The organism is Actinophytocola glycyrrhizae (assembly GCF_042653545.1).
GTDB classification, from domain to species: domain Bacteria; phylum Actinomycetota; class Actinomycetes; order Mycobacteriales; family Pseudonocardiaceae; genus Actinophytocola; species Actinophytocola glycyrrhizae.
Genome location: NZ_JBHSIS010000006.1, coordinates 757,897 through 782,595, shown reverse-complemented (window position 1 = coordinate 782,595; position 24,699 = coordinate 757,897). Strand labels below are relative to the sequence as shown.

Genomic DNA, 24,699 nt, shown 5'->3' with positions numbered 1-24,699 from the left:
TAAGTACGCTCACCGCCGTGACGCTCCAATGCCGCATGCACCCGTCCGTGCCCGCAAGGGTTCGTCGGTGACCGTGGTCGAGAAGAAGCAGGGCCTGCTCGCGCGCATGCTGCGCCCCGTGCGGCTGGATCAGCCTGTTCCCACCTCCCTGACCCGTGGTAGCGCATACAGCACGGTCGGTCTCGTCGCGCAGGGGATCCTGCGGTTCGCCACGTCGGTCCTGGTTGGCCACCTCGCGGGCAAGAGCGTGCTCGGCGAGGTGGCGTCTGCCATCGCCATGTCGTTGATCCTGGCGCTGCTGTGGCCGACTACGACCGGTAGCGCGGCGTCGATGTTCGTCGCCAGAGCGCGCGGCGCAGGGGAGCCCGAGGTGGCACGGGCCACCGTGGGACACCTGCGGAAACGTGCCGTGCAGACCGGGCTGCTGCTCGGCGCTGCAAGCCTGCTCCTGTGGACGCTGTTCGACGGTGGGTCCTGGACTGGCGCGCTGAGCGTGGCCGCGCTGACCGTGGCGTACTCCGGCTACAGCTTCACCAGAGGCGTCCAGTTCGGAGCTGGCCAGGTCGCCCGGGCCACTCTGTGGGACGTGGCGAGTGTGCTGCTCGGCCTGGCCTGCTTGGTGGTGCTCCTGCTGGCCGGCGTACGCAGCACCGCCCTGGTACTGCCACTCGTGCTGACCTATGGCCTCTACACCGTGGCTGGATGGCCTTACGGAGCAAAGGGTGAGACAGACCGCACACGACGTCGGGAGCTGGATGGATTCGTGCTTCTTGGCGCCATCGCCACCCTGGCCAACACCGGGTTTCTGCAGCTCTCCCAGATCGCGGCGCGATGGGTGACCGGCGATGCGGACGCTGGGCAGTACGCGTCCGCGATCGCCCTGGCCACGCCTGCCTCGATGTTGGTCGTCGCATTGACGCTGGTGCTGCTGCCATCGTTGGCCGAGGCGCGGGGGCGACGCGACCTCGAGGCTGTGCGGATCCAGACCGACCGGGCGACCCGGGGCCTGGCCGTGATCATGGTGGCCATCTTCGGCTCGATCATGGTGTGCAGCAGGCTGATCGTCGGTGTGATCTGGGGACCGTCTTTTGCCGGTGCCGAGAAGCTGTTGCCGGTGCTGGTCGTCGCGGTACTGGCCACAAACTTGTGCGTGGCCAGCGTGAACGCGCTGAACTCCCGATCCCGCCGGGGGATGGCGGTGACGACCGCCGCCAACATCTCGGGCATGGCGGTCGGTACCGCCATGTGGCTCCTGCTTGCGCCGAGCCTGGGGCTTCCCGGCATCGCGCTCGGCTACCTTTGCGGGACCGTCGTGCTCGCGGCGATCCCCATCGGCGTCGTGTGGCGCACGGACGGCCACCGGTGGCGCTCGGTGTTCGCCAAGGTGGCGCTCGGTATCGTCGTGGCGGCCGCTACCGTCGTCGTCGAGCACCTCGCCGAGTTGCCGGTGCTGCTCGACCCGGTGTTCGCGGTCGGCTTCCTGGCGGTGTGGTGGGTGCTGAACCGCGCCGAGGTCGCGAAACTCCCAATCCCGGGACTGCGCCGCCGCTGAGCGTCAGTCCGCCGTGAGCGATCCGTCACGTTCGGTATAGGTCTCGCTGGTCAGCGGGCACACCCAGCGACCGTCCTCCTCGCGCAGCGGTGCGCCTGCCTTGCCGACCCAGCCGATGCGGCGGGCGGGTACCCCGGCCACCAGCGCGAAGTCGGGCACGTCCTTGGTCACCACGGCGCCCGCGGCCACGGTCGCCCATGCGCCGATCCGGACCGGTGCGACGCACACCGCGCGGGCGCCGATCGCGGCGCCCTCTTCGAGGGTCACACCCACGGGTTCCCAGTCCGACGCGCTCTTCAGGCTGCCGTCCGGGTTGATGGCGCGCGGGTACGTGTCGTTGGTGAACACCACCGCCGGGCCGACGAACACGCCGTCGGCCAGCTTGGCCGGTTCGTACACCAGCGCGTGGTTCTGGATCTTGCAGTTGTCGCCCATCCGCACGCCGGTGCCGATGTACGCGCCGCGCCCGATGATGCAGTTCGCGCCGAGCGAGGCGTCCTCGCGCACCTGCGCGAGGTGCCAGACCTTCGTGCCCTCGCCGAGCTTCGCGCTGTCCGCGACGTCGGCGCTCTCCGCGACGAATGACATGGTTCAGGCCTTCCCGATGACGCGGTAGGTGACGCCCGGCCAGGCCTCCGCGGAGCTGACGCGGCGGCCGTCGACGAACGTCGTGATGCCGGGGAGGTCGGCGGGGCGGAGCTTCGCGTACTCGGCGTGGTCGGCCTGCACGACGGCGGCGTCGACCTTCTCACCGAGGTGGTATGCGTCGAAGCCGAGCTTGGCCAGCTCCTCGTCGGTGTACATGGGGTCGTGCACCAGCACGGTCGCTCCCCGGTCCTTCAGTGCCTGCACGGTCGCGAAGACACCGGAGAACGCGGTCTCCTTCACGCCACCGCGGTAGGCGGCGCCCAGCACGGCCACCCGCTGCCCGGACAGCTCGCCGTGCGCGCCCTCCAGCAGGCCGACCGTGTAGCCCGGCATGGCCGCGTTGGCCTCGCGGGCCGCGCGCACGACGGTCGCCTCCGGGTCGTTCCACAGATAGAGCCGGGGGTAGACCGGGATGCAGTGCCCGCCGACGGCGATGCCCGGCCGGTGGATGTGGCTGTACGGCTGGGAGTTCGATGCCTCGATCACCTGGTAGATGTCGATGCCCGCGGTGGCGGCGAACCGGGCGAACTGGTTCGCGAGGCCGATGTTCACGTCGCGGTAGGTGGTCTCCGCCAGCTTCGCCAGCTCACTGGCCTCGGCGGAACCCAGATCCCACACACCGTTGCCGCGCTCGAGGTCGGGGCGGTCGTCGAAGTCCAGTACGGCCTCGTAGAACTCGCGGGCCTTGGCGGTACCCGCCTCGGACAGGCCGCCGATCAGCTTCGGGTACTTGCGCAGGTCGGCGAACACACGGCCGGTCAGCACGCGCTCGGGGGAGAACACCAGGTGGAAGTCGGCGCCCTCGGTCAGGCCCGAGCCCTCCTCCAGCATCGGCTTCCAGCGCTCGCGGGTGGTGCCGACGGGCAGCGTGGTCTCGTAGGAGACGAGCGTGCCCTTGGTGAGGTGGCGGGCCAGCTCCCTGGTGGCCGCGTCCATCCAGCCGAAGTCCGGCCGGGCCTCGTCGTCCACGAACAGCGGCACGACGAGCACGACGGCGTCGGCACCGGGCACCGCGTCGGCGTAGTCGGTGGTGGCACGCAGCGCACCTGCGGGTACCAGCTCCGAGAGCCTGTCCTGCAGCTCCGCCTCACCCGGGAACGGCTCGACGCCCTTGTTCACCAGGTCCACCACGTCGGCGTTCACGTCGACACCAACGACCTCGTGGCCCTTCGACGCGAACTGCACGGCCAGCGGCAGGCCGATCTTTCCGAGCGCGATGACAGCAATCTTCACCGAGACAGTCCCATTCGTTTACTGACGCAGCTGGTTTTGCGAATGCCATCGCAGCCTAACGTCACCCTGTGCTGCCCCTTGCCGGCCCGCCGGTAGTCTGGCTCGCGCGATCTGGCGGGCATCGGGAGGCAACGTGGCGGACCAGCGTGATGTGTGGCTGGTGGTTCCCGTGTACAACGAGGCCCCCGTCGTCGCCGAGGTCGTCAACGACGCGTTGCAGGTGTTCCCGAACATCGTGTGTGTCGACGACGGCAGCAAGGACGGCTCCGCGGAGCAGATCCGTTCCACCGGCGCGCACCTGGTGCGGCACCCGGTGAACCTCGGCCAGGGCGCGGCGATCCAGACGGGCGTCGAGTACGCCCGTTCCCAGGCGGGCGCGGCGTACTTCGCCACCTTCGACTCCGACGGGCAGCACCTGGTGTCCGACGTCGAGCGGATGGTGCGGCGGCTGCGGGACGAGCCGTTGGACATCGTGGTCGGCACCCGTTTCCACGGCGACACCGCGCACATCCCGCGACTCAAGCGGATCGTGCTGAAGAGCGTGGTCGCGCTGTCGCCACGCCTGCGCAAGCTCCACCTCTCCGACGCGCACAACGGCCTGCGGGTGTTCAACAAGACCGTCGCCGACGACATGAACATCACCCTGAACGGCATGGGGCACGCCTCGCAGATCGTGGAGATGATCGTGCGGGAGCGCTGGCGGGTCGCGGAGGAGCCGGTGACCATCCAGTACACCGAGTACTCGATGGCCAAGGGCCAGTCGCTGATCAACGGCGTCAACATCATGTTCGACACCGTGCTGCGCACGAACGCGAGGAGGTGACCACCTCATGGTGATCCAGTTCCTGCTCATACTCGCGGTGCTGATCGTGCTGGTGTCGTTCCTGCGGCACCACGGCACCACACTGGCCGGTGCGGGCGTCAAGATCGGTTTCGCCCTGTTCATGGTGTTCGGCGTGCTCGCCGTGCTGCTGCCCTCGGAGGTCAGCAGGCTGGCGCAGATCATCGGCGTCGGCCGCGGCACCGACCTGGTGCTGTACGGGATGGTGGTGGCCTTCGCGTTCGCCACCATCAACACCTACCTGCGGTTCAAGGAACTCGAACTGCGGTACGCCCGCCTCGCCCGCGCGATCGCGATCGGCAACGCGGAACCCCCGGCGGCCCCCGCCGACGGCGAGAGCAGCGAAGCGCAGGTGTCCTGACCGGTTCGACGCCCGAAGGTCCCCGGCGGGATCAGAGCTGCTTGCGGAAGTAGTCGACCGTCCTGCGGATGCCCTCTGCCAGGTCCACCCCGGGTCGCCAGCCGAGGTCGGTGGCCGCGGCGGTCGCGTCCAGGGCGGACGCGCGCAGGTCACCCAGCCGTGCCGGTTCGAACACGGCCTCGTCCGGCGCGTTCGCTGCGTGCGCCACCAGGGTGTGCAGCTCCCGGTCCGAGGTCTGCACCCCGGTGCCGATGTTGTACCGCCTGCCGCCGCCGACGTCGCCGGACGCCGCGACGAACGCGGCGACGACGTCGTCGACGAACACGTAGTCGCGGGTGTTGCCGCCGTCGCCGAACAGTGTCGTTCGCCTGCCGGTGAGCAGGGCGTTCGCGAAGATGGCCACCACGCCCGCCTCGCCGTGCGGGTTCTGCCGCGGGCCGTACACGTTCGCGGGCGCGAGGTGGGTGCAGTCGAGCCCGTACAGCTCGCGGTAGGTGTTCAGGTACATCTCCGCGGAGATCTTGCTCGCCGCGTACGGGGCCTTGGGGTGCAGCGGCGCGGTCTCGGCGACCGGCAGGTCCGCGGGCGTGCCGTAGATGGAACCCCCGGACGAGGCGAAGACGACCTTGCGCACGCCCGCCCCGCGGGCCGCCTCCGCGACCGCGATGGTCCCGAGCACGTTGCGGGTCGCGTCGTCGAACGGGTCGGCCACGCTGCTGCGCACGTCGATCTGCGCGGCGAGGTGGAAGACGACCTCCGGCGCGGCCTCGGCGACGACCTCGGTCAGCGCGGGGTCGTTGATGCCCACCTCGCGCAGCTCGAGCCTGCCGCTGTCCCGTGCCTCCGCGAGGTTCTCCCGGCTGCCGCGGGACAGGTCGTCGACGACGGTCACCTCGTGTCCGTCGCGGATGAGCCGGTCGACCAACGTCGAGCCGATGAAGCCGGCGCCGCCGGTGACGAGTGCGCGCACGGCTGGTCTCCTTCTGGTGATCGCGGACGTCGAATCATAACGGGACCGCCCGCGCCACCGTCGTGACCTCAAGGTGACCGAATCGTGGTGGCGGGTACGCTGGCTCATCGACAGTGGCCCGTGCCCCGTGGAGGTCTGGACTCGAATGCCCGGCAGCAGCCCGACACCCGTTGGAGTCGCCGCAACCGTCCAGCAGCCGGCGGCCGAGGCGGAAACCAGGACCACGGTGCAGGAACCGGGCAACCGGCTCGTCGCGCAGCGCGGGTTGTTCCGGGGCCCGGACCCGGTGTGCCCTGACGACCTGTACCTCCAGGTCGAGCAGGGCAACGCGGTCCGCGAGCGGCAGCGCCTGGTAGTGCACGCGGGCTCCGCCGTCACCACCGACACCTACTTCGGCCGTTTCCCGGCCAGCTACTGGCAGCGCTGGACCGTGGTGAACGAGGTCGACGTCGAGCTGACGCTCACCGGCTCCGGCCGCGTCGCGCTCGTCGCGTCGGACCCCGCGGGCGAGACCAGGGTGATCGCGGCCCGTGAGCTGACCGGCCTGCGGCGCGAGCCGGTGACGCTGACCGCCGCGCTCGACAAGTTCGTCGACGGCGGGTTCCTGTGGCTCGAGATCACCACCGGTGACGAGGAACTCGAGGTCGAGCAGCTGCGGTGGACCGTGTCCGCGCCGGAGAAGCTGCGCCCGACCTCCGTGGTCATCTGCACGTTCAACCGCGCCGACGACTGCACCAGGACACTGCAGTCGCTCGGGCGCGACCCCGAGAGCCTCGCGGTGCTCGAGTCGATCTTCGTGGTCGACCAGGGCACCGACACGGTCGACTCGCGGGAGGCGTTCCCGGAGATCCAGCGGACGCTCGGCGACCGGCTGCGGTACATCCAGCAGCCCAATCTCGGCGGCGCGGGCGGGTTCGGCCGCGGCATGTACGAGGTCACCGAGCACGGCGCCGCGGACGCGAACGTGCTGCTGATGGACGACGACGTGCTGTGCGAGCCGGAGATCGCGATCCGGCTGACCGCGTTCGCGAACCGCACCACGGAACCCACGATCGTGGGCGGCCAGATGCTGCGGCTGCTGCACCCGACCGTCCTGCTGGCCGGCGCGGAGTACGCGGACTTCGCACAGCTCATCCCGGGCAAGGTCGTGAAGGGCGCGCTGAACGACGTCGACCTGCTCGCCGAGGAGCTCGACGACGACGGGGTGCCGACCGGCCGGGTCAACCGGGGCGACCGCAGGGTCGACGCGGACTACAACGCATGGTGGTCGTGCCTGATCCCGGCCGAGGTGGTCGGCGCCGTCGGTCTGCCACTGCCGCTGTTCTTCCAGTGGGACGACGTGGAGTACGGCTACCGGGCCCGCGCCAACGGCTTCGCCACCGTGACGCTGCCCGGCGCCGGCCTGTGGCACGCCGACTTCGACTGGAAGGACCTCGACAAGTGGAACGAGTACTTCGCGGTCCGGAACGCGCTGATCGTCTCGGCGCTGCACGCTGAGATCGAGCCCAAGCAGATCGCGCGGGTGCTGCTCTCGCGGATCTCCCGCAACCTGTTGTCGATGGAGTACGGCCTGGCGGCCACCCTGATCAAGTCCATGGGGGACTTCCTGAAGGGGCCGGACTTCCTGCACGACGGCGGCGCGGCCGCGGCGAAGGAGATCCGCGAGCTGCGTTCCGCCTACCCGGACACGGTCATGCACCCGGCCTCGGAGGTCCCCGGTATCAAGGCGGGTGCCGTGCCGATCGTCCAGGCGGGCGCGACGCCGAGCCACGCGCGCCTGGTGCTGCTGAAGCGCCTGGTGCACCTGGCCATGGGCCGCACCACCCACCAGCTCGGCGCGGTCACCCGCAAGGACGCCACCTGGTGGCACCTCTCCCAGTTCGACACGGTCGTCGTCACCGACGGCTCGCAGGAGGGCGTGCGGTTGCGCAAGCGCGACCGTGCGGTGACCATCGAACTCGGCAAGGAGGCGGCCCGTCTGGTGCGGCGCCTGGTGTCCGAGCTGCCACGCCTGCGGGAGGAGTACCGGGCGGCCGTGCCGTCGCTGGTCAGCAGGGAGAACTGGCGCCGCCTGTACGACCTGTGACGATCCTCTTCGGATAGGACTTGTGGTCAATGGCTTCCCTGGAATCGACCGAGGGCGAGGAGTACACCAACCGGCTCAAGCGGCTCGAACTGCCGCTGTGGAAGCGGGTTCTGGACGTACAGGCGCCCTACCGGTGGAACCTCCGCCGCCTGTTCGGTGACCGCGAGGTGCTCGACGTCGGGTGCGGCATCGGCCGCTGCCTCGCCCACCTCGCGCCGCGCGGGGTCGGGGTCGACCACAACAGGACCTCCGTCGAGACGTGCCGTGAGCGCGGGCTCACCGCGTTCACCACCGACGAGTTCGCCGAGAGCGAGTACGCGAAACCGGGCCGGTTTCACGGCATGCTCGCCGCGCACCTCGTCGAGCACATGCCGAGGGAGGACGCGATCAGGATCCTCTCCGGCTACGTGGAGTACCTGTCGGACGACGCGCGCCTGGTGCTGATCTGCCCGCAGGAGCGCGGCTACGCGAGTGACAGCACGCACGTCGCGTTCTCCGACTTCGACGCGCTCACCGACGTCGCCCACCAGGTGGGGTTCACCAGGACCAGGCGGCAGTCGTTCCCCCTGCCCCGTTTCGCGGGCAAGGCGTTCACCTACAACGAGTTCGTGCTGGTCGCCGACCGCACGGCATGAGCTAGCCCCCACACTGGAGGAGCAGAACCGTGGCCGAGCAGGCGACCGACAGCACCCCGGATCCCAACCGCGTGCTGCAGCGCGTGATCCTGCCGAGGGACCGCGACCCGCTCGACGTCCGTCCGCTGTACCTCGACGAGCCTTCGAGCGTGCACAGCCACGTCGCCTCGCGGCGTGAGGTCGTCATCCCGCCGTCGGCCAGGGTGTCGTTCGCCTCCTACTTCAACGCCTTCCCGGCGAGCTACTGGAAGCGCTGGACGGTCATCGAGGACGTCACCCTGCGGCTGCGGGTCAAGGGCGCCGGCCGGATCGAGGTGTACCGCTCGAAGCCCAGCGGCGACGTCGTCCACCTGACCGGCGCGCCGGTGCACGCGGAGTCGGACTGGGAGACCTTCGAGTTCCGCACGACGCTGAAGCCGTTCGAGGACGGCGGCTGGCTGTGGTTCGACGTGTACACCGAGAACGTCGAGCTGACCATCGGCGCGGCCGAATGGCTGGCCGACGAGCCGCTGCCGGTGAAGAAGCTGGCCGTCGGCACGACCACGTTCAACCGCCTCGACGACTGCGTGGTGTCGCTGCTCGCGCTCGCGGAGGACCCCGCGGTGCTCGACGTGATCGCCAAGGTCTACGTCGCCGACCAGGGCCAGAAGAAGATCCGCCAGCACGAGCGGTACGAGGAGGTCAAGGCCGCCCTCGGCGAGCGCCTCTCGGTCATCGAGCAGGGCAACCTCGGCGGCTGCGGCGGCTTCACCAGGGCGCTGTTCGAGTCGATCGAGCACACCAACCCCGGCACCGTCGACCAGATCCTGCTGATGGACGACGACATCGCGCTGGAGGCGGACTCGATCCTGCGTTCCAACGCGTTCGCCCGCGCGGCGGCCAAGCCGATGATCGTCGGCAGCCAGATGCTGAACCTGCAGGCCAGGTCGCGCCTGCACACCATGGGCGAGATCGTCGACCTCGGCTCGTTCGTGTGGCGGCCCGCGCCGGGCGCCATCACCGACCACGACTTCGGCACCGGCTCGCTGCGGGAGACCCGGCCGCTGCACCGGCGCATCGACTCCACCTACAACGGCTGGTGGATGTGCCTGTTCCCGCGTGAGGTCGTGGAGAAGGTCGGCCTCCCGGTGCCGCTGTTCATCAAGTGCGACGACGCCGAGTACTCGCTGCGGGCGCTGGCGCAGGACATCCCGACGGTGACGCTGCCGGGGTCCGCGGTGTGGCACGAGCCGTGGACCGACAAGAACGACACCAAGGACTGGACGGTCTACTTCCACCTGCGCAACCGGCTGGTGATGGCCGCGCTGCACAGCCCGTACGACATGCGCAAAACGCTGCTGAAGCAGGGCGCGCGGTCCACGGTCCGGCGGCTGCTGTCGATGGAGTACTCGACCGTGGCGCTGGAGCTGAAGGCGCTCGAGGACTTCATGGCCGGGCCGGACAAGTTGTTCGACAAGCTCGGCACCGCGCTGCCCGAGGTCCAGGCGATCCGCAAGAAGTACACGGACGCGCAGTTCCAGGCGTCGGCGCGGGAGTTCCCGCCGCCGAGCTTCGACATGGCGAAGGCCGAGCAGATGATGCACCCGCCGGTGCACCCGGCGAAGATCGCGCTGCGGGCGGGCAAGGCGCTGGTGCACAACCTGCGTTCGCCGAACCCGGACGCGGTGGACCGGCCGCAGGTCAACCTGTCCGCGGGCGGTGCGCCGTGGTTCCTGCTCGGCAACCTGGACAGCGCGACCGTCTCGAACCCGGACGGCAGCGGGGTGGCGTTCCGCCGCCGCGACCCGAAGGTGTTCCGCGAGCTGGCGATGCGGACGACGCAGACCTACAAGCGCCTGTTCGCCGAGTGGCCCGCGCTGGTCGAGCAGTACAAGTCGGCGCTGCCGGAGCTGACCTCCGCCGAGTCGTGGCGCAAGGTCTTCCAGGACTAGCCGGAGAGCCCCGACACGAGAGAGGCCGCCAGGGCCTGGACCCTGGCGGCCTCAATCATTCGCAACTTGGCGAGATCAGACGGCACGCACGCCGGTGGCCTGCGGGCCCTTCTGGCCCTGGCCGATCTCGAACTCCACGCGCTGGTTCTCGTCCAGGCTGCGGAAGCCGTTGCCCTGGATCTCCGAGTAGTGGACGAAGACGTCAGCGCTACCGTCGTCCGGCGCGATGAAGCCGAAGCCCTTCTCGGAGTTGAACCACTTCACAGTTCCCTGTGCCACTACATATCTCCTGATACTGCTGTGCAAGCCGCCGCGGTCGCGACAACCCTTGGTCGTTCAGACGGCGACTCAACCTGGAGAAGCCAACCCGCGCGCCCGCAATCGTCCGCGAGCGTGAATCGAACACGAACTATTTACGACCGTGACCAGTGAACCACACAGAGCGCAGAGAACGCACTAGAAGGGTTGCGGGCATTCACGTGCTGGGAGACCCTCGTAGGGTGAGCGAGCTCGCTAGTGACCAGCCCCGATCAATCGCACTGAACCTGGACGACTCCGGCGTCTCCGTCGACCTCCCCAAGCCCTCCCACCAGGAGGATCAGGTCTATGGGGTCCCCTATCGCCCGGTCGAGTTCCGTGACGACGATCTGCCGACCGCCCTCGAACGTTCCGCGGCGTGGCTCCGGCGCACACAGGAATGGCTGGGTGAACCCGTAGACGTCATCGCGATACACCTGGACTACGACGAAGGTGGCGACTCCCCGTACTACGACGTGAAGCTCCTCTGCAACGAGGAGGATCTGGCAGGCGCGCCGATCGCGTTGCGTGCCGCCAAAGAGACCGACTGAGACCCGTGTTCCCCCTGGTCAGCCACGCGGAGTCGCGTGGCTGACCAGGCTTGCGCCGCGCGCCCACACGTCCGGCCAGCCACCCTGCCAGGCAACGACCGCGACGGCCGACGTCTTCAGCTCCACCGCCTCGCCGGTCAGCACCCCCACCAGCTCGGACAGGCCGGGGTTGTGCCCGACCAGCGCGACCGCGCCCAGCTCGTCGGACACCTCGTCCAGCACCGACATCAGGTCCTGTGGCGTGGCCGCGTACACCCGCTCGTCGTGCCGCACCTGTGCCGCGGTCAGCCCGGACCCGGCGAGGGTCTCCCGCGCACGCGCCGCCGTCGAGCAGATCACCAGGTCGACCGCCCCGACGTGCTCGGTCACCCACGGCCCGATCAGCGGGGCCTCACGCCGCCCACGCGGGTTGAGCGGCCGCTGGTCGTCGGGCAGGTCGTGCGTCCAGTCGGACTTCGCGTGCCGGATGACTACGAGGGTGCGCTCCACAGGCCGATGTTAGGCGCGTCCGAGCACCGCCGCGTCCCGGTTCGGCGGGTGACCGCGGGGAGGCGGGCTAGAACCACCGCTCCAGTACCTGCGCCACGCCGTCCTCGGAGTTCGGGGCGGTGACCTCGTTGGCGACGGCCAGCAGGTCGTCGTGGGCGTTGGCCATCGCGACGCCGTGGCCTGCCCAGCCGAGCATGGGCACGTCGTTGGGCATGTCGCCGAACGCGACCACCCGTTCCGCGTCGATGCCCAGCTCCCGGCACACCCATTCGAGCCCGGACGCCTTCGTCACGCCGCCCGCGGAGACCTCGACCAGCCCGCTGTTCGTCGAGTACGTGAGTTCGAGGTCCATGTCCCCGATCACGGCCGCCATCGCCTCGGCCATCTGACCGCTGGTCATGCCGGGGTGCCGGACCAGCAGCTTCGTGGCGGGCTTGCCGACCACCTCGGCCCTGGCCGCGAGGTCCGGCGAGTCGGTCTCGCCGTTCGGGTTGCCCCACGGGCTGCGGAACCCCGGCTCGATCGCGAACGGTTCCGGCTGCCGGGTGCCGACCGCGGTCCGCTCCGCGGCGACCTTGATGCCGGGCAGCGCCGCCTCGACCGCCCTGACCACGTCCTGGAGCTGCAGCGGCGTCAGGTCCCGCACGTGCAGCACCTCGTCGGCGCCGATGTCGTAGACGGACGCGCCGTTCGCGCACACCGCGTACCCGGTCAGTCCGGCGGCCTCCGCGACCCGCGGGATCCACCTCGGTGGCCTGCCGCTGACCAGCACGAACGGGATGCCGTCTGTCAGTACGCGGTCGATCACCCGCGCGGTGCGGTCGGTGACGCGTTCGGCCGGGTCCAGCAGGGTGCCGTCCACGTCGGAGGCAACAAGGTCGGGTCGGTGCACGACACCCATCTTCCCTGAGCCGGAATGGGCTACGGTGCGATTCGTGAGCTACCCACCACAGGGTCATGGGCCGCAGGGGTACCAGCCGTACGGGCCGCCACCGCCCGGTTACGCTCCGTACGGGTACGGACCGCCCAGCCCCGCTCTGGGGTACCTCACGGCGATCGCGTTCATCGTGTGCGGTGCGCTCGCGCTCATGCTCGCGATCGCCGGCTGGGACGGCTCGGCCGACAACGCGTCGATGATCGCCGGGCTGGTGGGGGTCGCGTTCACCGAGGACCTCACCGGCAACGTCGACTTCGCGATCTCGGCGACCATGTCGGTCGCGTGCTCGTCGATCCTGTTCGGCCTGGTCATGTTCGCGCGCCTGGAGTTCGTGCGCTGGATCCTCGCGGTCATCGGCGCCCTGATGACGGTGTACTACCTGTACGCGATCATCTGGATCCTCTCCAACGACGGTGGTGAGTTCATCGCCATGGCGCTGGTGTCGTGGGTCCTGTGGCTCGCCGCGACCGTGGTCGCCGTGCTGCCCGCGACGGGCCGCGCGATGCGCGGCCGCGGCCCCTCGCGGTACCCGCAGCAGTACCCGCCGCAGCACGGTTACCCGCAGCAGTACTGAGCCGCGTTCGGGGCGCTCGCGGGCCGTTGATCGACTACCGTGCACCACGTGCGTGTCGGCATCGTGATCCTGCCCGAGTTCCGCTGGTCCGCCGCCGAGCAGCGGTGGCGGGCGGCCGAGTCGTACGGCTTCGACCACGCGTGGACCTACGACCACCTCGGCTGGCGGTCGCTGGTCGACGGGCCGTGGTTCGACGCCGTGCCGACGCTGACCGCCGCGGCCATGGTGACCAGCCGGATCAGGCTCGGCACGCTGGTCGCCTCACCCAACTTCCGCCACCCGGTGCCGTTCGCGCGGAGCCTGCTGTCGCTCGACGACATCTCCGGCGGCCGTCTGCTCGTCGGCGTCGGCGCGGGCACCCCGGCCGGGTACGACAACGTCGTCATGGGCGGCGAGGGGCTCCCGCCACGGGCCCGCGTCGACCGGTACGGCGAGTTCGTCGAGCAGCTCGACTCGCTGCTGACCGCCGAGCGCACGTCGATCGGCGGCGAGTACTACACCTCCGTCGACGCCCGGTCCGCGCCCGGCTGCGTCCAGCACCCGCGCGCCCCGTTCGTGGTCGCCGCCAACGGTCCCCGCTCGATGCGGATCGCCGCCCGGTACGGCCAGGCCTGGCTCACCACCGGCAAGGGCGGCGACACGATCGACGAGTGGTGGGCGGGTGTCGCCGAGCTGGCGGAGCGGTTCACCGCCGTGCCCGGCAGCGCGGGCAAGGACCGCTACCTGAGCATGGACGCGGCACCCGTGTTCTCGCTGTCGAGCGCCGAGTACTTCCGCGAGGCTCTCGGCCGCGCAGCCGAGCTCGGCTTCACCGACGTCATCACGCACTGGCCCCGCCCGGACGGTGTCTACGCGGGCCGGGAGAGCACGCTGGACGAGGTCGTCGCCACGGTGCTGCCCGAGATTCGAAAGTGACCCAGGGCACGGGAACGGTCCGGGGTCCCGCCGCGTCAGTGTTGACGAGGCGAACAGCCGGAGGAGCAGGGGAACGCCAGGGGTGAGGACCCTCGTACCGGGGGAGGTACGGGGGTCTTCGGCGTTTCCCGACGTCGTCGCGGGTACCCGGTCGCATGGACACCGTGCGCGCACTGCTCGACAAGGCCGGCACGACCTACGCGGAACAGGCCGGCATCACCCTCGCCGACAAACCCGCCCCGCTGTACCGGCTGCTCGTGCTGAGCACGCTGCTCTCCACCCGCATCAAGGCGGACATCGCCGTCGACGCGGCGAAGGAGCTGAAGCGGTACGGCACGCCGCGCAAGATGGTCGACGCGTCCTGGCAGGACCGGGTCGACGCGCTCGGCCGCGCCCACTACGTCCGCTACGACGAGTCCACCGCGACCGCGCTCGGTGACGGCGCACAGCTGCTGCTCGACGAACACCGCGGCGACCTGCGCGGGATCCGCGACGGCGACGTGCGTGCCGAGCTGCGGAGGTTCCCGCGCATGGGCCCGGTCGGCGTGGACATCTTCTGCCGCGAGGCACAGGCCGTGTGGCCGGAGCTGCGCCCCTACCTGGACAGGAAGACCCTGGACGGGGCCAGGAAGATCGGCCTGCCGACCGAACCGGACAAGCTCGCGGGCCTCACCGCCAGGAAGGACCTGCCCCGGCTCGCCGCCGCGCTCGTCCGGGTCAGCCTCGACCGCAAGCTCGCCGACGCCGTGCGCGCTGCGTGACGAGGTGAGCCGACCTCAGCCATGTCATACCACGCCGGTAGCCTGAGTCGCCGTGAGCGCCCCAGCAGACAACTCTGACAACTACTCCGGCTACGACCTCGTCGTCGTCGGCTCCGGCTTCTTCGGTCTCACCATCGCGGAGCGGGTGGCGACCCAGCTGAACAAGCGCGTCCTCGTGCTGGAGCGCCGGTCGCACCTCGGCGGCAACGCGTACTCCGAGCCAGAGCCCGAGACGGGCATCGAGGTGCACAAGTACGGCGCGCACCTCTTCCACACCTCGAACAAGCGCGTGTGGGACTACGTGAACCAGTTCACCGAGTTCACGAACTACCAGCACCGCGTGTTCGCCCGGGTCGCCGACCAGGTCTACTCGTTCCCGATGAACCTGGGCCTCATCAACCAGTTCTTCGGCAGGTCGCACACGCCGGACGAGGCGCGCGAGCTGATCGCCAAGCAGGCGGCCGAGTACAAGACCGAGGACGCGCAGAACCTCGAGGAGAAGGCGATCTCGCTGGTCGGCCGCCCCCTCTACGAGGCGTTCATCAAGGGGTACACCGCCAAGCAGTGGGAGAACGACCCCAAGGAGCTCGGCGCCAACATCATCACGCGCCTGCCGGTCCGCTACACGTTCGACAACCGGTACTTCAACGACACCTACGAGGGTCTGCCGGTCGACGGGTACACCGCGTGGCTCACGAAGATGGCCGAGCACGAGAACATCGAGGTCCGGGTGAACGTCGACTACTTCGACGTGCGCGACCGGATCCCGGCAGGCACGCCGACGGTCTACACCGGTCCGCTGGACCGCTACTTCGACTACTCGGCGGGCCGGTTCACCTGGCGCACCGTCGACTTCGAGTCCGAGGTCGTGCCGACCGGTGACTTCCAGGGCACCTCCGTCGTCAACTACAACGACGAGGAGATCCCGTACACCAGGATCATCGAGTTCCGGCACTTCCACCCGGAGCGCAAGCACTACCCGAGCGACAAGACGGTCGTGTTCCGGGAGTTCTCGCGGTTCGCGAAGGACGACGACGAGCCGTACTACCCGATCAACACCCCCGAGAACCGCGAGAAGCTGGAGCAGTACCGCGAGCTGGCCAAGAACGAGGCCAGGGAGCGGAACGTGATCTTCGGCGGCCGTCTCGGCACGTACAAGTACCTCGACATGCACATGGCCATCGGGTCGGCGCTGTCGGTGTTCGACAACAAGGTGGCGCCGCACCTTTCCGAGGGCGCGCCGCTCGACGGTTCCCTGGAAGGCTGATGACCACCACCGCTCCGGCTCGTCTGCGCATCGTCGGCTCCGGCGACGAACCTGGCACACCGCCTCCAGAGCCGGAGCGGTCCGCCGAGATCAGGGCGCTCGCCGCGGTCCAGCGCGCGATCGGCAGGAAGCCGGTCGTGCGTGCCGCGCGCGGGCTGTCCCTGTTCGGTGACCACTCGGCCGGGTGGTTCGCGCTCGGTCTGGTCGGCGCCGCCGTCGACCGCGACCGCCGCAAGGACTGGCTGGCGGGCGCGGCCTCGGTCGTCGCCGCGCACGCCGCGTCCATCGCGGTGAAGCGGGTCGTGCGGCGGCAGCGGCCGATCGACGAGTCCGTCGAGGTGCTGGTGAAGACGCCGTCGTCGCTGTCGTTCCCGTCGTCGCACGCGACGTCCACGACGGCGGCCGCGGTGGTCTACTCGGGCCTGACGGGCCGCAACCTGGTGCCCGCGCTGGTGCCGCCGATGCTGGTGTCGCGGCTGGTGCTCGGCGTGCACTACCCGAGCGACGTGCTCGCGGGCGCGACGCTGGGCGCGGTCGTCGGCGGCGTGGCCCGCCGCGTGCTCCGGAAGCGCGGGACATGAGCGGAGCCTGCGGAGCGGACCAGAGGACGCAGGGCTCCCCGGAGCCTGCGAGGGGGAGTCGTGAGTAGCACGGCGGAGAGCGACACCTCCGTGTCCTCCGCCGGTGCGCCCCGCGGCGGGCTCGTGCGGGGCGTGATCCGCACGGCCCGGCCGCGCCAGTGGGTGAAGAACGTGCTGGTGCTGGCGGCACCGTTCGCCGCCTACGCCGCGAACCCGGTGTTCCGGATGGACGTGGTGGTTGACGCCGCCATCGCGTTCGCCGCGTTCTGCCTGGTCGCGTCGGCCGTGTACCTGGTCAACGACGCGATCGACGTCGAGGCCGACCGGGCGCACCCGACCAAGCGCAACCGGCCCATCGCGGCCGGGATCGTGCCGGTCAGGGTGGCGTACGGGCTGGCGGTGTTCCTGTTCCTGGCGTCGTTCGCGGTGTCGCTGGCGTCGAGCTGGCGGCTGCTGGTCGTGGTCGGCATCTACGCGGCCGTGCAGGTCGGCTACTGCCTCGGGCTCAAGCACCAGCCGGTGATCGACCTGTGCATCGTCGCGTCGGGCTTCCTGCTGCGGGCCATCGCGGGCGGCGCGGCGGCCGGGTTGCCGCTGTCGCAGTGGTTCCTGCTGGTCACGGCGTTCGGCTCGCTGTTCATGGTGGCGGGCAAGCGGTACGCGGAGATCGTCCTGTTCGAGCGGACGGGCGCGAAGATCCGCGCGTCGCTGTCGAAGTACTCGGCGAGCTACCTGCGGTTCGTGTGGGCCACGTCCGCCGCCATCATGATCATGACCTACGCGCTGTGGGCGTTCGAGATCCGGCAGCGCACCGGCACCAACTCGGTGTGGGCGGTCATCTCGATCGTCCCGATGGTGGTGGCCGTCCTGCGGTACGCGGTCGACGTGGACGGCGGCAACGCGGGGGAGCCGGAGGAGATCGCCCTCCGAGACCGGGTCCTGCAGGTCCTCGGCGCGTCGTGGGTAGCGTGCGTGGCCCTGTCCGCGTTCCTCTAGATGTTGCGGGGTCGGGCGCGGAGCGCCCTGGCTTTGGTGCGCGTTGACGGCGTGGCAATGCCCTGAAAGGCGCGTTCAGGGCGCTGGGCGTCCTGAACGGCCCATTGACGGCACTAGGTCGTTCACGGGCAGGCCGGTGAGCACGGCGGCGTCCCGGAGGCGTTTGTCGTACGTGACGAACGCGGTGAGCACGTCACTCATGGCGAAGGCGGCTGCCAGGTGCAACGCGTCGAGCGTGCGCAGTTCCGGCGGGCCGACCTTCTCCGCGACGTCCACGAGCCACCCGGTCAGCGGGATGATCGGCAGGTCGTCGAGCAGTAGTTCGGCCTGCGCCACGCTCTCGGGCGCCACCCGCCGGCAGACCCGCAGCAGCTCGACCCGGCCGATCATGCTGGTGGTGACGGTTTCCTGTTGTAACAGCAGCCAGTGCTCCAGCGCACCGGACTCCGGCTCCTCGATGACCAGCTTGATCAGCGCGGACGTTTCGAGATAGATCACCTGCGCTCCGTGCGCATGTCGTCGAGGGCCTCACCACTCGACGGACTCCCGGGCGACGGCAGCACCCGCCGCGGCAGCCGGACACTGCCGCTCCCACTGCGCGACGGCAGCAGCTTGCCCTCGGCGATGAGCCGTTCCGTCGCGTCCCCGCTCGGTCTCGGCACGATCATCGCGATCGTCCTTCCGTTCTTGGTGACCTCGATCGTCGCGCCGAGCTCCACCTTCTCCAGTACGTCCTTGAGGTTGTCCCGCAGTTCCCGAATGCCGACCCGTGCCCAATCGTCATCAACGGACATGGAAGAAGTGTACCTGAAGATGTACCACTGTGTCCCGAGGTCACTCGGCGGGCGCCTCGGCGAGTGACAGGCTGTTCCCGTCCTGGTCGAGGACCTCCACGTGCCGCACCCCGTTGCCATAGGTCTCGACCGGCTCGTGACCGATGCCGTGCGCGGCGAGGCGGGCGAGGATGCCGTCCAGGCCGGTGACCCCGAGCGTGATCATCGAGCCGCCCACCCGCGAAGCCCGCGCGTCCCGGTCGTCGAGCACGACCCACGCGTTCGCGCCGACCTGCCAGAGGTACTCCTCGCCGACGACCTCGTCGGCGGGCCGCCCGAAGAACGCCTCGTACCACCGCGTCGCCGCGGCCCGGTCGCGCACACACATGACGCTGTAGAGATCCATGCGCGATGAGACCATTTCCGGACCCGGAACTCATCGCCTCGCCAGACGAACAAGCTATGCGGGCCGGGGCGCGTAGTGCCCGGCTTCGGTGCCGCGAAAGGCGCTTTCAGGACACCGCCGACATCGTGAGTGTGCGGATAGGGACACCCAGCGTCCCTATCCGCACTCTCACGGCATCGCTGCCGTCCCGAAAGCGTCCTTCGGGACGCCGGCTCACCTTCGCGGCACCACGCGGAGCCTGGTGACGGCGGCCGCCGGGTGCCTCCGCTCGCCCTACGGCGGGGAGGACGGAGCGGCGGGCTGACGGTTGATCAACGGCGCGTTCGGGACATCGGCGATGCCGTGAAAGGCGCTTTGACGGCACTCAACGCCGTGAATGTGCCGTTCACGGCACATCGTGTGCCGTGAACGCGCCTTTCACGGCGCGGGCGGCCGCAGACTTCGCGGTGTAGGCGCTTCGCCTGCCGCTACGGCATGGATCGGGCTGTGGAACTGCTTCGCCCGTTCATCGTCCGGTGCTGAAGGCGGCCCAGTTCGTCGCGGGGAAGGTGAGGATGGGGCCGTCGGTGTTCTTGGAGTCGCGGACGGCGACGGCCGGACCGGCGAAGGCCACCTCGACGCAGTTGGCCTGTGCGCTGCTGCGGCTGCTCTTGCGCCACAGGCGCGCCACTTCGACGCAGTTGGCCTGGTCGCTGCTGCGGCTGCTCTTGCGCCATTGTGTGTCCCGCAGGTCCAGCGCGTGCATGCTGCCGTCTCCTGTCACTCGTGCTCCTCGGCGAGGCTCGCGATCAACTGTGCGGACTCGGCCGGTTCCAGTGCCTCGTTCAGGATATTGCCAAGGGCGACACGATAGGCGGCCACATCTTCCTTCTCGTCGAGAAACATGCTCGTGACTTGGTTCTCCGTGTAGACGAGGCTCGGCTCGTCCTCGAACTCAAGGATTGCGAACGGACCTTGGAGTCCTGCGTATTGCCCCGCCTGCAAGGGCACCACACGGACCGTGATGTTCGGCCGCTCGCTGGAGTCCACCAGATGGCGGAGCTGTCGCCGCATCACGCCACTCACCGTGATCGGCCGTCGGAGCGCGCCTTCGTCGATGACGGCCAGGAACTGGAGGTCGCGGCGGTTCAGCACCGCCTGCCTCGCTCGTCGTGAGGCGACGAGGTTCGTCAGCTCCGTCTTGCTCAGCGTCTTGTTGATACTGCTGATGATCGCCTCGGTGTACTCGTCGGTTTGCAGTAGGCCGGGGATGAAGAGTGCTTCGAAGTTCTGGATTCTCGTGGCGCGGGACTCGAAGTTGATCAGGGCCTGCCAGAGCTGGGGGAGGCCGAGGCCCTGGCTCTCCCACCAGCCGCGTTCCTCGGCTTTCCTTACCTGGTCGAGGATCTGGGCCCGTTTCTGCTCCGGCACCTGGTAGTGGCCGAGCAGCGCGGCGACGTCGTCGACGCGCAGGCCGCGGCTGCCCGTCTCGATGCGGCTGATCTTGCTCGGGGACATGCCCAGCGCCTTGGCGACCTCCGCGCCGGACAGTCCGAGGTCCTCGCGTAGCGTGCGGAGCAGCGTCGAGACCTGCCGGGAACGGACGCTCGGGTTGGGGTTCTCGGTCATGCGGCCATCCTTCGGCGCGGACCGGGTGAGCGGCAATCACACGATCGGTCGGATTGCTGGCCAGGCTGGCACAGTGCCACCGTCATCGTCATGACATCCATCGCCACGCTGGCCGAACTGGCCCGGCTCGCCAAGCCGCGCCTCTTCGCCGTCTACGGACTGCGCCATCACCCCGACGCCCCGCCGATCATCGGCTGGGGCATGGAGTTCGAGGGCCAGGACGACGTCCTGTTCTACCTGCCGGAGGACTCGGTCACGCACCACACCGTCTCCGCGGAGCGGGTCGCGCAGCGCTACGCCAATCTCGGTGAGATGCACATCGACTGGTTCGACGAGCCCTCCGGCAGGGACGAACAGGTCAGGTGAACATGCCGCCGGTGACGTTGACGAACGTGCCCGTGATGCCGCGGGCGTGGTCGGAGGCCAGGAACGCCACCGTCTCCGCCACCTCCGCGAGCCGGGGCGAACGCTTGGTCATGCGCAGGGAGTCCAGGTTGGCGAGGACTCCCCGCAGTGCCTCCGGCGTCCCGAGGGCCGGGTCGACCGCGCCGAGCGACTCCGGCGTCAGCGTCTCCGGGACACCGGCCACCCACACGCCCACCACGCGCACGCCGCTCGGGCCGTTCTCGAGCGCCAGGTTGCGGCACAACGCGTCGAGTGCCGCGTCGGCCGGGCCCGTGCCACCCATCATCGGGCTGCCCGCATGGCCGGAGCCGCTGTTCAGCACGATGACCACGCCGCTGCCCTGTGCCGCCATCAGCCGGGTGGCCGCGCGGGCGGTGTTGAAGTGGGCGCGTGCCGCGTTCACGACCGGGGCGAGGAAGTCCTCGGCACCGATCGACGTCAGCGGCTGGCCCTGGACGTCACCGCGTGCGACCAGGTTCAGCGAGATGTCCAGGCTGCCGAACCGCGCCACCACCGACTCGGCGTGCGCGACCACGGCCGCCTCGTCGAGCGCGTCGACCACCGCGACCTCGGCGTTCTCGATCCCGGCCGCCGCCTGCCGCAGGCGCTCGGGCGTCCGGCCGACCAGGTGGACCCGCACGCCCTGCTTCGCCAGGACCGCCGCCACCGCCGTGCCGATCGCGCCGCCGCCGCCGTAGATGACCGCGTTCTTCGTCATTTCCGTCTCCTTCGGATCGTGTGCCAATGGAGACGCTGAACCGGCCGCTCGCTCATCAGTGCAGGTCGGCGGGCGCTATTCGTCACGCGTTACGGCGTTACGGGTGTCGCGGACGGGCACCGAGGAGTACTCTGGGTCATTGCTTGCGATCTGCAAGTTGCGGAACAGGCCGTCCACCGGAGCGCGGCGACTTTGCCGGTGGACGACCTGCGCGCCTCAGATCGGCAGGCGGCGGAAGATCGGCCGCGGGATGTGCCGCAGGATCGAGAACAGCACCCGCAGCGGCGCGGGCGCCCACACCAGTTCCCTGCGCTTGGCCACCGCGCCGACGACCACGTCCGCGACCTGGTCCGCGGTCGCCGACAGCGGCGCTGGCTTCATGCCCTCGGTCATCTTCGTGCGCACGAACCCCGGCCGGACCACGGTGACCGTGATGCCCTCGCCCCGAAGCGCCTCGCCGAGACCGAGGTAGAAGCCGTCCATACCGGCCTTCGTCGAGCCGTACACGAAGTTCGAACGGCGCACCCGTTCACCGGCGACCGACGACAGCGCGACCACGCGGCCGTGCCCCTGCCTGCGCAGGCGCTCCGCGAGCAGCACCCCGACCGACACCGGCGCGGTGTAGTTGACCTGGGCCAGCTCGACCGCGCGTGCGTGGTCCTGCCACGCCTGCTCCGCGTCGCCGAGCAGTCCGAACGCCACCACCGTGACGTCGATGTCGCCGTCGCCGAACGCCTTGTCGAGCACGGCGGCGTGGGAGTCGAGGTCAAGCGCGTCGAACTCCACGGTGGACACCGTGGCGCCCGCGGCACGCAGGTCCTCGGCGGCCTTGTCGAGGCGCTCGGAGGGCCGCGCGGCCAGCACGACCCGCAGCGGGCGGCGCCTGGCGTACTTCATGGCGACCGCGAGACCGATCTCCGACGTGCCGCCCAGCAGCAGCAGCGACTGGGGGTTTCCGACCGCGTCAATCACAGCAGTTCCAACCTTCTCGACATGTCCGATGCGAACTTTCCTTGCGGGTCGACGGTGGCGCGGACCTTGCGCCACTCGTCGAGGCGCGGGTAGCCGCGGGCGATGACCTCGGGCGTCGCGCGGGATTCCTTCGCCAGGTAGTGCCGCCCGCCCGCGGCGAGCACCAGCTCGTCCAGCTCCTCGCACAACTCGTGCGCGCCGCCGCGGACCGGCAGGTCCACGCACAACGTCCAGCCCGCCATCGGGAACGACAGCGGCGCGCGGTTGCCGTCACCGAAGCGCTTCAGCACGTTCAGTGCGGAGACCTGCCTCGTCTCCGTCATCCGCCGGACCGTGTGCCGGATGACCTCCTCCGCGCCGAAGGGCACCACGTACTGGTACTGCAGGAAGCCGTGCGGCCCGTAGCCGCGGTTCCACTCACCGACGATGTCCAGCGGGTGCAGGAACTGCGTGATGTTCTGGACCGCGCCCTGCTTCGTCGGCGACCTGCGGTACCAGAGTTCGCTGAAGATCCGGCCGGTCAGCTTGTTCAGCATCCCGGGCGGGAAGACGTCGGGGACGGTCAGCAGCTGCGGCGCGTCGAACTTGAGCGGGTTCCTCCTGTGCTTGCCCGGCAGGTCGGCGAGCGTCGCGTGGTTGGCGCGGGTGAGGATGCCGCGGCCGAGGTGCGGGCCGGTGGTGACCGCGTCGAACCAGGAGACCGACTCGGCGTACTTCTCGTCGTCGACGCTCTGGCGCGCCATCAGCTCGTCGAGGCCGCCGATCCGCTCGGTGTCGACGAGGAAGTACGCGGTCTCGACGTGGTTGAGGTGCAGGGTCGCCCTCAGCACGACGCCGGTGAGGCCCACCCCGCCGACGGTGGCCCAGAACAGGTCGTCGTCGGGGGTGAGGGTGGTGATCTCGCCGTCCGCGGTGAGCAGGTCCAGTGACAGGACGTGGTTGCCGAAACTGCCCTCGACGTGGTGTGCCTTGCCGTGGATGTCGCACCCGATCGCGCCACCCACCGTGACCTGCCTGGTGCCGGGGAGCACCGGCAGCCACAGACCGAACGGGAGCAGCGCGCGCATCAGCGTGTCGAGCGAGACACCCGCGTCGACCTCGACCGTGCCCGCCTCGGCGTCCACCCGGTGGATGCGGTTCAGCGCCGTCATGTCGATGACCGTGCCGCCCGCGTTCTGAGCGGGGTCGCCGTAGCTGCGGCCGAGCCCGCGGGCGATCACCCCGCGCGGACCGGCGTGTTTCACGGCGTCGGCGATGGCGCGCACGTCGTCGGTGTGGACCACCTGTGCGGTCGTGGGGGCCGTGCGGCCCCAGCCTGTGAGCTTTGCTGGCTTCACCGCACCGAGGGTAACCGGGTGTGCGTGGGCTCCTACACTGGCTCCGTGACCGCCGTGGACGCACCGCCTCGACTGGTGAGCCAGCTCGTGCGGTTCGTGCTGATCGGCGGGTTCTGTGCGCTGGTCGACTTCGGCGTCTACCAGGGGCTGCTGGCGCTGGACTGGTGGGTCCACCTCGCCAAGGCGTTGAGCTTCGTCGCCGGGACCACCACCGCGTTCTTCCTGAACCGCCGGTTCACCTTCGCCGCCGGGCGCGGTGGGGCCGGGCAGGTCGGCGGGTTCGCCCTGCTCTACACCGTGACGTTCTTCGTGAACGTCGGGGTCAACGCCCTGATGCTGCACTGGCTGCCGTCGTTCTCCTGGCGGATCACGGTGGCGTGGGTGATCGCGCAGGGACTCGCCACGATCATCAACTTCGTGATGTTGCGAACCGTGGTGTTCCGGGTCCGCTGAGGCTGGATGCCCTGAAAGGCGCTTTCAGGGCACCCAACGCCCTGAAAGCGCCTTTCAGGGCATTCGGCGCCGCCGGGAGGTGGGCCGGGGTCAGTTCGCGAAGCCGTGTTTTCTCGGGAGTTCGCTGCCGTAGACCTTGGCCAGTGGGGGCAGTTCGTCGAGGTGGGCCGTCACCACGTGGGCGAAGTTCACCACCACCGTCGAGCCGTTCGCCAGTTCCGGGTCGTACACCGCCCCGTCGGTCAGCAGGTCCGGCAGCTTTGCCGCCACGTTGCGTGCGCCGTCCTCGGAGAGGGCGAACACCAGCGGTTCGCCGCCCCTGGACACGTGGAGCACCAGTGCGCGTTTTGAGTCAGTCATGCCCCAACACCAGCATTGTCGCCGGTCAGCGGCAAGGCTGGT

At 69.7% G+C, this 24,699-nt stretch carries 30 protein-coding genes; 15 read left to right on the top strand and 15 right to left on the bottom strand.

From position 1 onward, the window contains the following. Positions 1 to 67 precede the first annotated feature (67 nt). Entirely contained in the window at positions 68 to 1,552 is a 1,485-nt protein-coding gene (locus tag ACFPCV_RS14450; protein WP_378056633.1) for a lipopolysaccharide biosynthesis protein, read from the top strand. Between the two features lie 3 nt (positions 1,553 to 1,555). Here ACFPCV_RS14450 and ACFPCV_RS14445 read toward each other — a convergent pair whose 3' ends face one another. Both ACFPCV_RS14445 and ACFPCV_RS14440 read right to left on the bottom strand, forming a co-directional pair. After that, complete coding sequence (locus ACFPCV_RS14445; RefSeq protein WP_378056632.1) at positions 1,556 to 2,140, bottom strand: acyltransferase; 585 nt, start codon at positions 2,138 to 2,140, stop codon at positions 1,556 to 1,558. Between the two features lie 3 nt (positions 2,141 to 2,143). Then, positions 2,144 to 3,433: a nucleotide sugar dehydrogenase gene (locus tag ACFPCV_RS14440; RefSeq protein ID WP_378056631.1), complete on the bottom strand. Its 1,290-nt coding sequence runs from the start codon at positions 3,431 to 3,433 to the stop codon at positions 2,144 to 2,146. Between the two features lie 133 nt (positions 3,434 to 3,566). Between ACFPCV_RS14440 and ACFPCV_RS14435 the strand changes: the two genes are divergently transcribed. Further along, positions 3,567 to 4,256: a glycosyltransferase family 2 protein gene (locus ACFPCV_RS14435; protein WP_378056630.1), complete on the top strand. Its 690-nt coding sequence runs from the start codon at positions 3,567 to 3,569 to the stop codon at positions 4,254 to 4,256. A 7-nt stretch (positions 4,257 to 4,263) separates the two neighbouring features. Continuing rightward, a complete protein-coding gene (locus ACFPCV_RS14430; protein WP_378056629.1) occupies positions 4,264 to 4,635 on the top strand; it encodes a DUF2304 domain-containing protein in 372 nt (123 codons plus the stop codon). A 31-nt stretch (positions 4,636 to 4,666) separates the two neighbouring features. On the opposite strand, the gene ACFPCV_RS14425 is transcribed toward ACFPCV_RS14430, so the two are convergent. Further along, positions 4,667 to 5,605 (bottom strand): NAD-dependent epimerase/dehydratase family protein, encoded by a 939-nt coding sequence (locus ACFPCV_RS14425; protein ID WP_378056628.1) that lies wholly within the window; start codon positions 5,603 to 5,605, stop codon positions 4,667 to 4,669. Between the two features lie 145 nt (positions 5,606 to 5,750). On the opposite strand from ACFPCV_RS14425, the gene ACFPCV_RS14420 reads away from it, so the two are divergent. From ACFPCV_RS14420 to ACFPCV_RS14410, 3 genes are read left to right on the top strand one after another with little or no spacing between them, the layout of a single operon-like run. Next, complete coding sequence (locus ACFPCV_RS14420) at positions 5,751 to 7,691, top strand: glycosyltransferase (protein ID WP_378056627.1); 1,941 nt, start codon at positions 5,751 to 5,753, stop codon at positions 7,689 to 7,691. A gap of 29 nt (positions 7,692 to 7,720) precedes the next feature. Further along, entirely contained in the window at positions 7,721 to 8,326 is a 606-nt protein-coding gene (locus ACFPCV_RS14415; protein ID WP_378056626.1) for a class I SAM-dependent methyltransferase, read from the top strand. Between the two features lie 29 nt (positions 8,327 to 8,355). Then, on the top strand, positions 8,356 to 10,257 hold the full coding sequence (locus ACFPCV_RS14410) for a glycosyltransferase (RefSeq protein WP_378056625.1): 1,902 nt from the start codon (positions 8,356 to 8,358) through the stop codon (positions 10,255 to 10,257). Between the two features lie 75 nt (positions 10,258 to 10,332). On the opposite strand, the gene cspE is transcribed toward ACFPCV_RS14410, so the two are convergent. Next, positions 10,333 to 10,536: a transcription antiterminator/RNA stability regulator CspE gene (gene cspE / locus ACFPCV_RS14405; protein ID WP_075126052.1), complete on the bottom strand. Its 204-nt coding sequence runs from the start codon at positions 10,534 to 10,536 to the stop codon at positions 10,333 to 10,335. A 221-nt stretch (positions 10,537 to 10,757) separates the two neighbouring features. On the opposite strand from cspE, the gene ACFPCV_RS14400 reads away from it, so the two are divergent. Beyond that, positions 10,758 to 11,105 (top strand): hypothetical protein, encoded by a 348-nt coding sequence (locus ACFPCV_RS14400; RefSeq protein ID WP_378056624.1) that lies wholly within the window; start codon positions 10,758 to 10,760, stop codon positions 11,103 to 11,105. A gap of 18 nt (positions 11,106 to 11,123) precedes the next feature. Here ACFPCV_RS14400 and ACFPCV_RS14395 read toward each other — a convergent pair whose 3' ends face one another. Together ACFPCV_RS14395 and ACFPCV_RS14390 are read right to left on the bottom strand one after the other, a co-directional pair. Next, on the bottom strand, positions 11,124 to 11,594 hold the full coding sequence (locus ACFPCV_RS14395) for a SixA phosphatase family protein (RefSeq protein WP_378056623.1): 471 nt from the start codon (positions 11,592 to 11,594) through the stop codon (positions 11,124 to 11,126). A 67-nt stretch (positions 11,595 to 11,661) separates the two neighbouring features. Then, entirely contained in the window at positions 11,662 to 12,486 is an 825-nt protein-coding gene (locus tag ACFPCV_RS14390) for an HAD family hydrolase (RefSeq protein ID WP_378056622.1), read from the bottom strand. A 43-nt stretch (positions 12,487 to 12,529) separates the two neighbouring features. On the opposite strand from ACFPCV_RS14390, the gene ACFPCV_RS14385 reads away from it, so the two are divergent. The 6 genes from ACFPCV_RS14385 to ACFPCV_RS14360 all read left to right on the top strand — a co-directional run bounded on the left by ACFPCV_RS14385 (position 12,530) and on the right by ACFPCV_RS14360 (position 17,625). Then, a complete protein-coding gene (locus tag ACFPCV_RS14385) occupies positions 12,530 to 13,105 on the top strand; it encodes a hypothetical protein (RefSeq protein WP_378056621.1) in 576 nt (191 codons plus the stop codon). Between the two features lie 48 nt (positions 13,106 to 13,153). Beyond that, positions 13,154 to 14,020, top strand: coding sequence for an LLM class flavin-dependent oxidoreductase (locus ACFPCV_RS14380; RefSeq protein ID WP_378056620.1), 867 nt, complete (start codon positions 13,154 to 13,156; stop codon positions 14,018 to 14,020). Between the two features lie 155 nt (positions 14,021 to 14,175). After that, positions 14,176 to 14,781 (top strand): endonuclease, encoded by a 606-nt coding sequence (locus ACFPCV_RS14375; protein ID WP_378056619.1) that lies wholly within the window; start codon positions 14,176 to 14,178, stop codon positions 14,779 to 14,781. Positions 14,782 to 14,833: 52 nt separating this feature from the next. Then, positions 14,834 to 16,048 carry a UDP-galactopyranose mutase gene (gene glf, locus ACFPCV_RS14370; RefSeq protein ID WP_378056618.1) on the top strand — a complete coding sequence of 405 codons (1,215 nt, stop codon included), beginning with the start codon at positions 14,834 to 14,836 and terminating at the stop codon, positions 16,046 to 16,048. After that, complete coding sequence (locus tag ACFPCV_RS14365) at positions 16,048 to 16,629, top strand: phosphatase PAP2 family protein (RefSeq protein WP_378056617.1); 582 nt, start codon at positions 16,048 to 16,050, stop codon at positions 16,627 to 16,629. Before glf ends, ACFPCV_RS14365 begins: the two co-directional genes overlap by 1 nt. 60 nt (positions 16,630 to 16,689) lie before the next feature. Then, on the top strand, positions 16,690 to 17,625 hold the full coding sequence (locus tag ACFPCV_RS14360) for a decaprenyl-phosphate phosphoribosyltransferase (protein WP_378056616.1): 936 nt from the start codon (positions 16,690 to 16,692) through the stop codon (positions 17,623 to 17,625). Between the two features lie 75 nt (positions 17,626 to 17,700). Here ACFPCV_RS14360 and ACFPCV_RS14355 read toward each other — a convergent pair whose 3' ends face one another. The 5 genes from ACFPCV_RS14355 to ACFPCV_RS14335 all read right to left on the bottom strand — a co-directional run bounded on the left by ACFPCV_RS14355 (position 17,701) and on the right by ACFPCV_RS14335 (position 20,412). Next, positions 17,701 to 18,123, bottom strand: coding sequence for a type II toxin-antitoxin system VapC family toxin (locus tag ACFPCV_RS14355; RefSeq protein ID WP_378056615.1), 423 nt, complete (start codon positions 18,121 to 18,123; stop codon positions 17,701 to 17,703). After that, positions 18,120 to 18,419, bottom strand: a complete 300-nt coding sequence (locus ACFPCV_RS14350; RefSeq protein WP_378056614.1) for a type II toxin-antitoxin system Phd/YefM family antitoxin — start codon at positions 18,417 to 18,419, stop codon at positions 18,120 to 18,122. The genes ACFPCV_RS14355 and ACFPCV_RS14350 overlap by 4 nt, the downstream gene beginning before the upstream one ends. A 40-nt stretch (positions 18,420 to 18,459) precedes the next feature. Next, positions 18,460 to 18,804: a VOC family protein gene (locus ACFPCV_RS14345; RefSeq protein WP_378056613.1), complete on the bottom strand. Its 345-nt coding sequence runs from the start codon at positions 18,802 to 18,804 to the stop codon at positions 18,460 to 18,462. Between the two features lie 505 nt (positions 18,805 to 19,309). Next, complete coding sequence (locus ACFPCV_RS14340; protein WP_378056612.1) at positions 19,310 to 19,549, bottom strand: DUF397 domain-containing protein; 240 nt, start codon at positions 19,547 to 19,549, stop codon at positions 19,310 to 19,312. Positions 19,550 to 19,563: 14 nt separating this feature from the next. Further along, positions 19,564 to 20,412 carry a helix-turn-helix domain-containing protein gene (locus ACFPCV_RS14335; protein ID WP_378056611.1) on the bottom strand — a complete coding sequence of 283 codons (849 nt, stop codon included), beginning with the start codon at positions 20,410 to 20,412 and terminating at the stop codon, positions 19,564 to 19,566. Positions 20,413 to 20,502: 90 nt separating this feature from the next. Between ACFPCV_RS14335 and ACFPCV_RS14330 the strand changes: the two genes are divergently transcribed. Further along, positions 20,503 to 20,778: a hypothetical protein gene (locus tag ACFPCV_RS14330; protein WP_378056610.1), complete on the top strand. Its 276-nt coding sequence runs from the start codon at positions 20,503 to 20,505 to the stop codon at positions 20,776 to 20,778. On the opposite strand, the gene ACFPCV_RS14325 is transcribed toward ACFPCV_RS14330, so the two are convergent. From ACFPCV_RS14325 to ACFPCV_RS14315, 3 genes are all read right to left on the bottom strand, one after another. After that, positions 20,771 to 21,535 (bottom strand): SDR family NAD(P)-dependent oxidoreductase, encoded by a 765-nt coding sequence (locus ACFPCV_RS14325; protein WP_378056609.1) that lies wholly within the window; start codon positions 21,533 to 21,535, stop codon positions 20,771 to 20,773. The two genes, ACFPCV_RS14330 and ACFPCV_RS14325, sit on opposite strands and share 8 nt — an antisense overlap. A gap of 216 nt (positions 21,536 to 21,751) precedes the next feature. Then, a complete protein-coding gene (locus tag ACFPCV_RS14320) occupies positions 21,752 to 22,507 on the bottom strand; it encodes a decaprenylphospho-beta-D-erythro-pentofuranosid-2-ulose 2-reductase (protein ID WP_378056608.1) in 756 nt (251 codons plus the stop codon). Beyond that, the gene (locus ACFPCV_RS14315) at positions 22,504 to 23,844 is read right to left on the bottom strand and encodes an FAD-binding oxidoreductase (RefSeq protein WP_378056607.1); all 1,341 of its coding nucleotides are present in this window, start codon (positions 23,842 to 23,844) and stop codon (positions 22,504 to 22,506) included. Before ACFPCV_RS14315 ends, ACFPCV_RS14320 begins: the two co-directional genes overlap by 4 nt. Positions 23,845 to 23,889: 45 nt before the next feature. On the opposite strand from ACFPCV_RS14315, the gene ACFPCV_RS14310 reads away from it, so the two are divergent. Further along, positions 23,890 to 24,297: a GtrA family protein gene (locus ACFPCV_RS14310; RefSeq protein ID WP_378056606.1), complete on the top strand. Its 408-nt coding sequence runs from the start codon at positions 23,890 to 23,892 to the stop codon at positions 24,295 to 24,297. Positions 24,298 to 24,387: 90 nt separating this feature from the next. Here the strand turns inward: ACFPCV_RS14310 and ACFPCV_RS14305 are convergent, their stop codons facing one another. Further along, positions 24,388 to 24,657: a hypothetical protein gene (locus tag ACFPCV_RS14305; RefSeq protein ID WP_378056605.1), complete on the bottom strand. Its 270-nt coding sequence runs from the start codon at positions 24,655 to 24,657 to the stop codon at positions 24,388 to 24,390. Between the last annotated feature and the right edge of the window lie 42 nt (positions 24,658 to 24,699).

Coding starts and splice junctions, on each gene's coding strand:
- ACFPCV_RS14445 (WP_378056632.1), bottom strand. CDS start 2,140: ATGTCATTCGTCGCGGAGAGCGCCGACGTCGCGGACAGCGCGAAGCTC.
- ACFPCV_RS14430 (WP_378056629.1), top strand. CDS start 4,264: ATGGTGATCCAGTTCCTGCTCATACTCGCGGTGCTGATCGTGCTGGTG.
- ACFPCV_RS14420 (WP_378056627.1), top strand. CDS start 5,751: ATGCCCGGCAGCAGCCCGACACCCGTTGGAGTCGCCGCAACCGTCCAG.
- ACFPCV_RS14415 (WP_378056626.1), top strand. CDS start 7,721: ATGGCTTCCCTGGAATCGACCGAGGGCGAGGAGTACACCAACCGGCTC.
- ACFPCV_RS14375 (WP_378056619.1), top strand. CDS start 14,176: ATGGACACCGTGCGCGCACTGCTCGACAAGGCCGGCACGACCTACGCG.
- ACFPCV_RS14365 (WP_378056617.1), top strand. CDS start 16,048: ATGACCACCACCGCTCCGGCTCGTCTGCGCATCGTCGGCTCCGGCGAC.
- ACFPCV_RS14350 (WP_378056614.1), bottom strand. CDS start 18,419: ATGTCCGTTGATGACGATTGGGCACGGGTCGGCATTCGGGAACTGCGG.
- ACFPCV_RS14345 (WP_378056613.1), bottom strand. CDS start 18,804: ATGGATCTCTACAGCGTCATGTGTGTGCGCGACCGGGCCGCGGCGACG.
- ACFPCV_RS14340 (WP_378056612.1), bottom strand. CDS start 19,549: ATGCACGCGCTGGACCTGCGGGACACACAATGGCGCAAGAGCAGCCGC.
- ACFPCV_RS14335 (WP_378056611.1), bottom strand. CDS start 20,412: ATGACCGAGAACCCCAACCCGAGCGTCCGTTCCCGGCAGGTCTCGACG.
- ACFPCV_RS14330 (WP_378056610.1), top strand. CDS start 20,503: ATGACATCCATCGCCACGCTGGCCGAACTGGCCCGGCTCGCCAAGCCG.
- ACFPCV_RS14325 (WP_378056609.1), bottom strand. CDS start 21,535: ATGACGAAGAACGCGGTCATCTACGGCGGCGGCGGCGCGATCGGCACG.
- ACFPCV_RS14305 (WP_378056605.1), bottom strand. CDS start 24,657: ATGACTGACTCAAAACGCGCACTGGTGCTCCACGTGTCCAGGGGCGGC.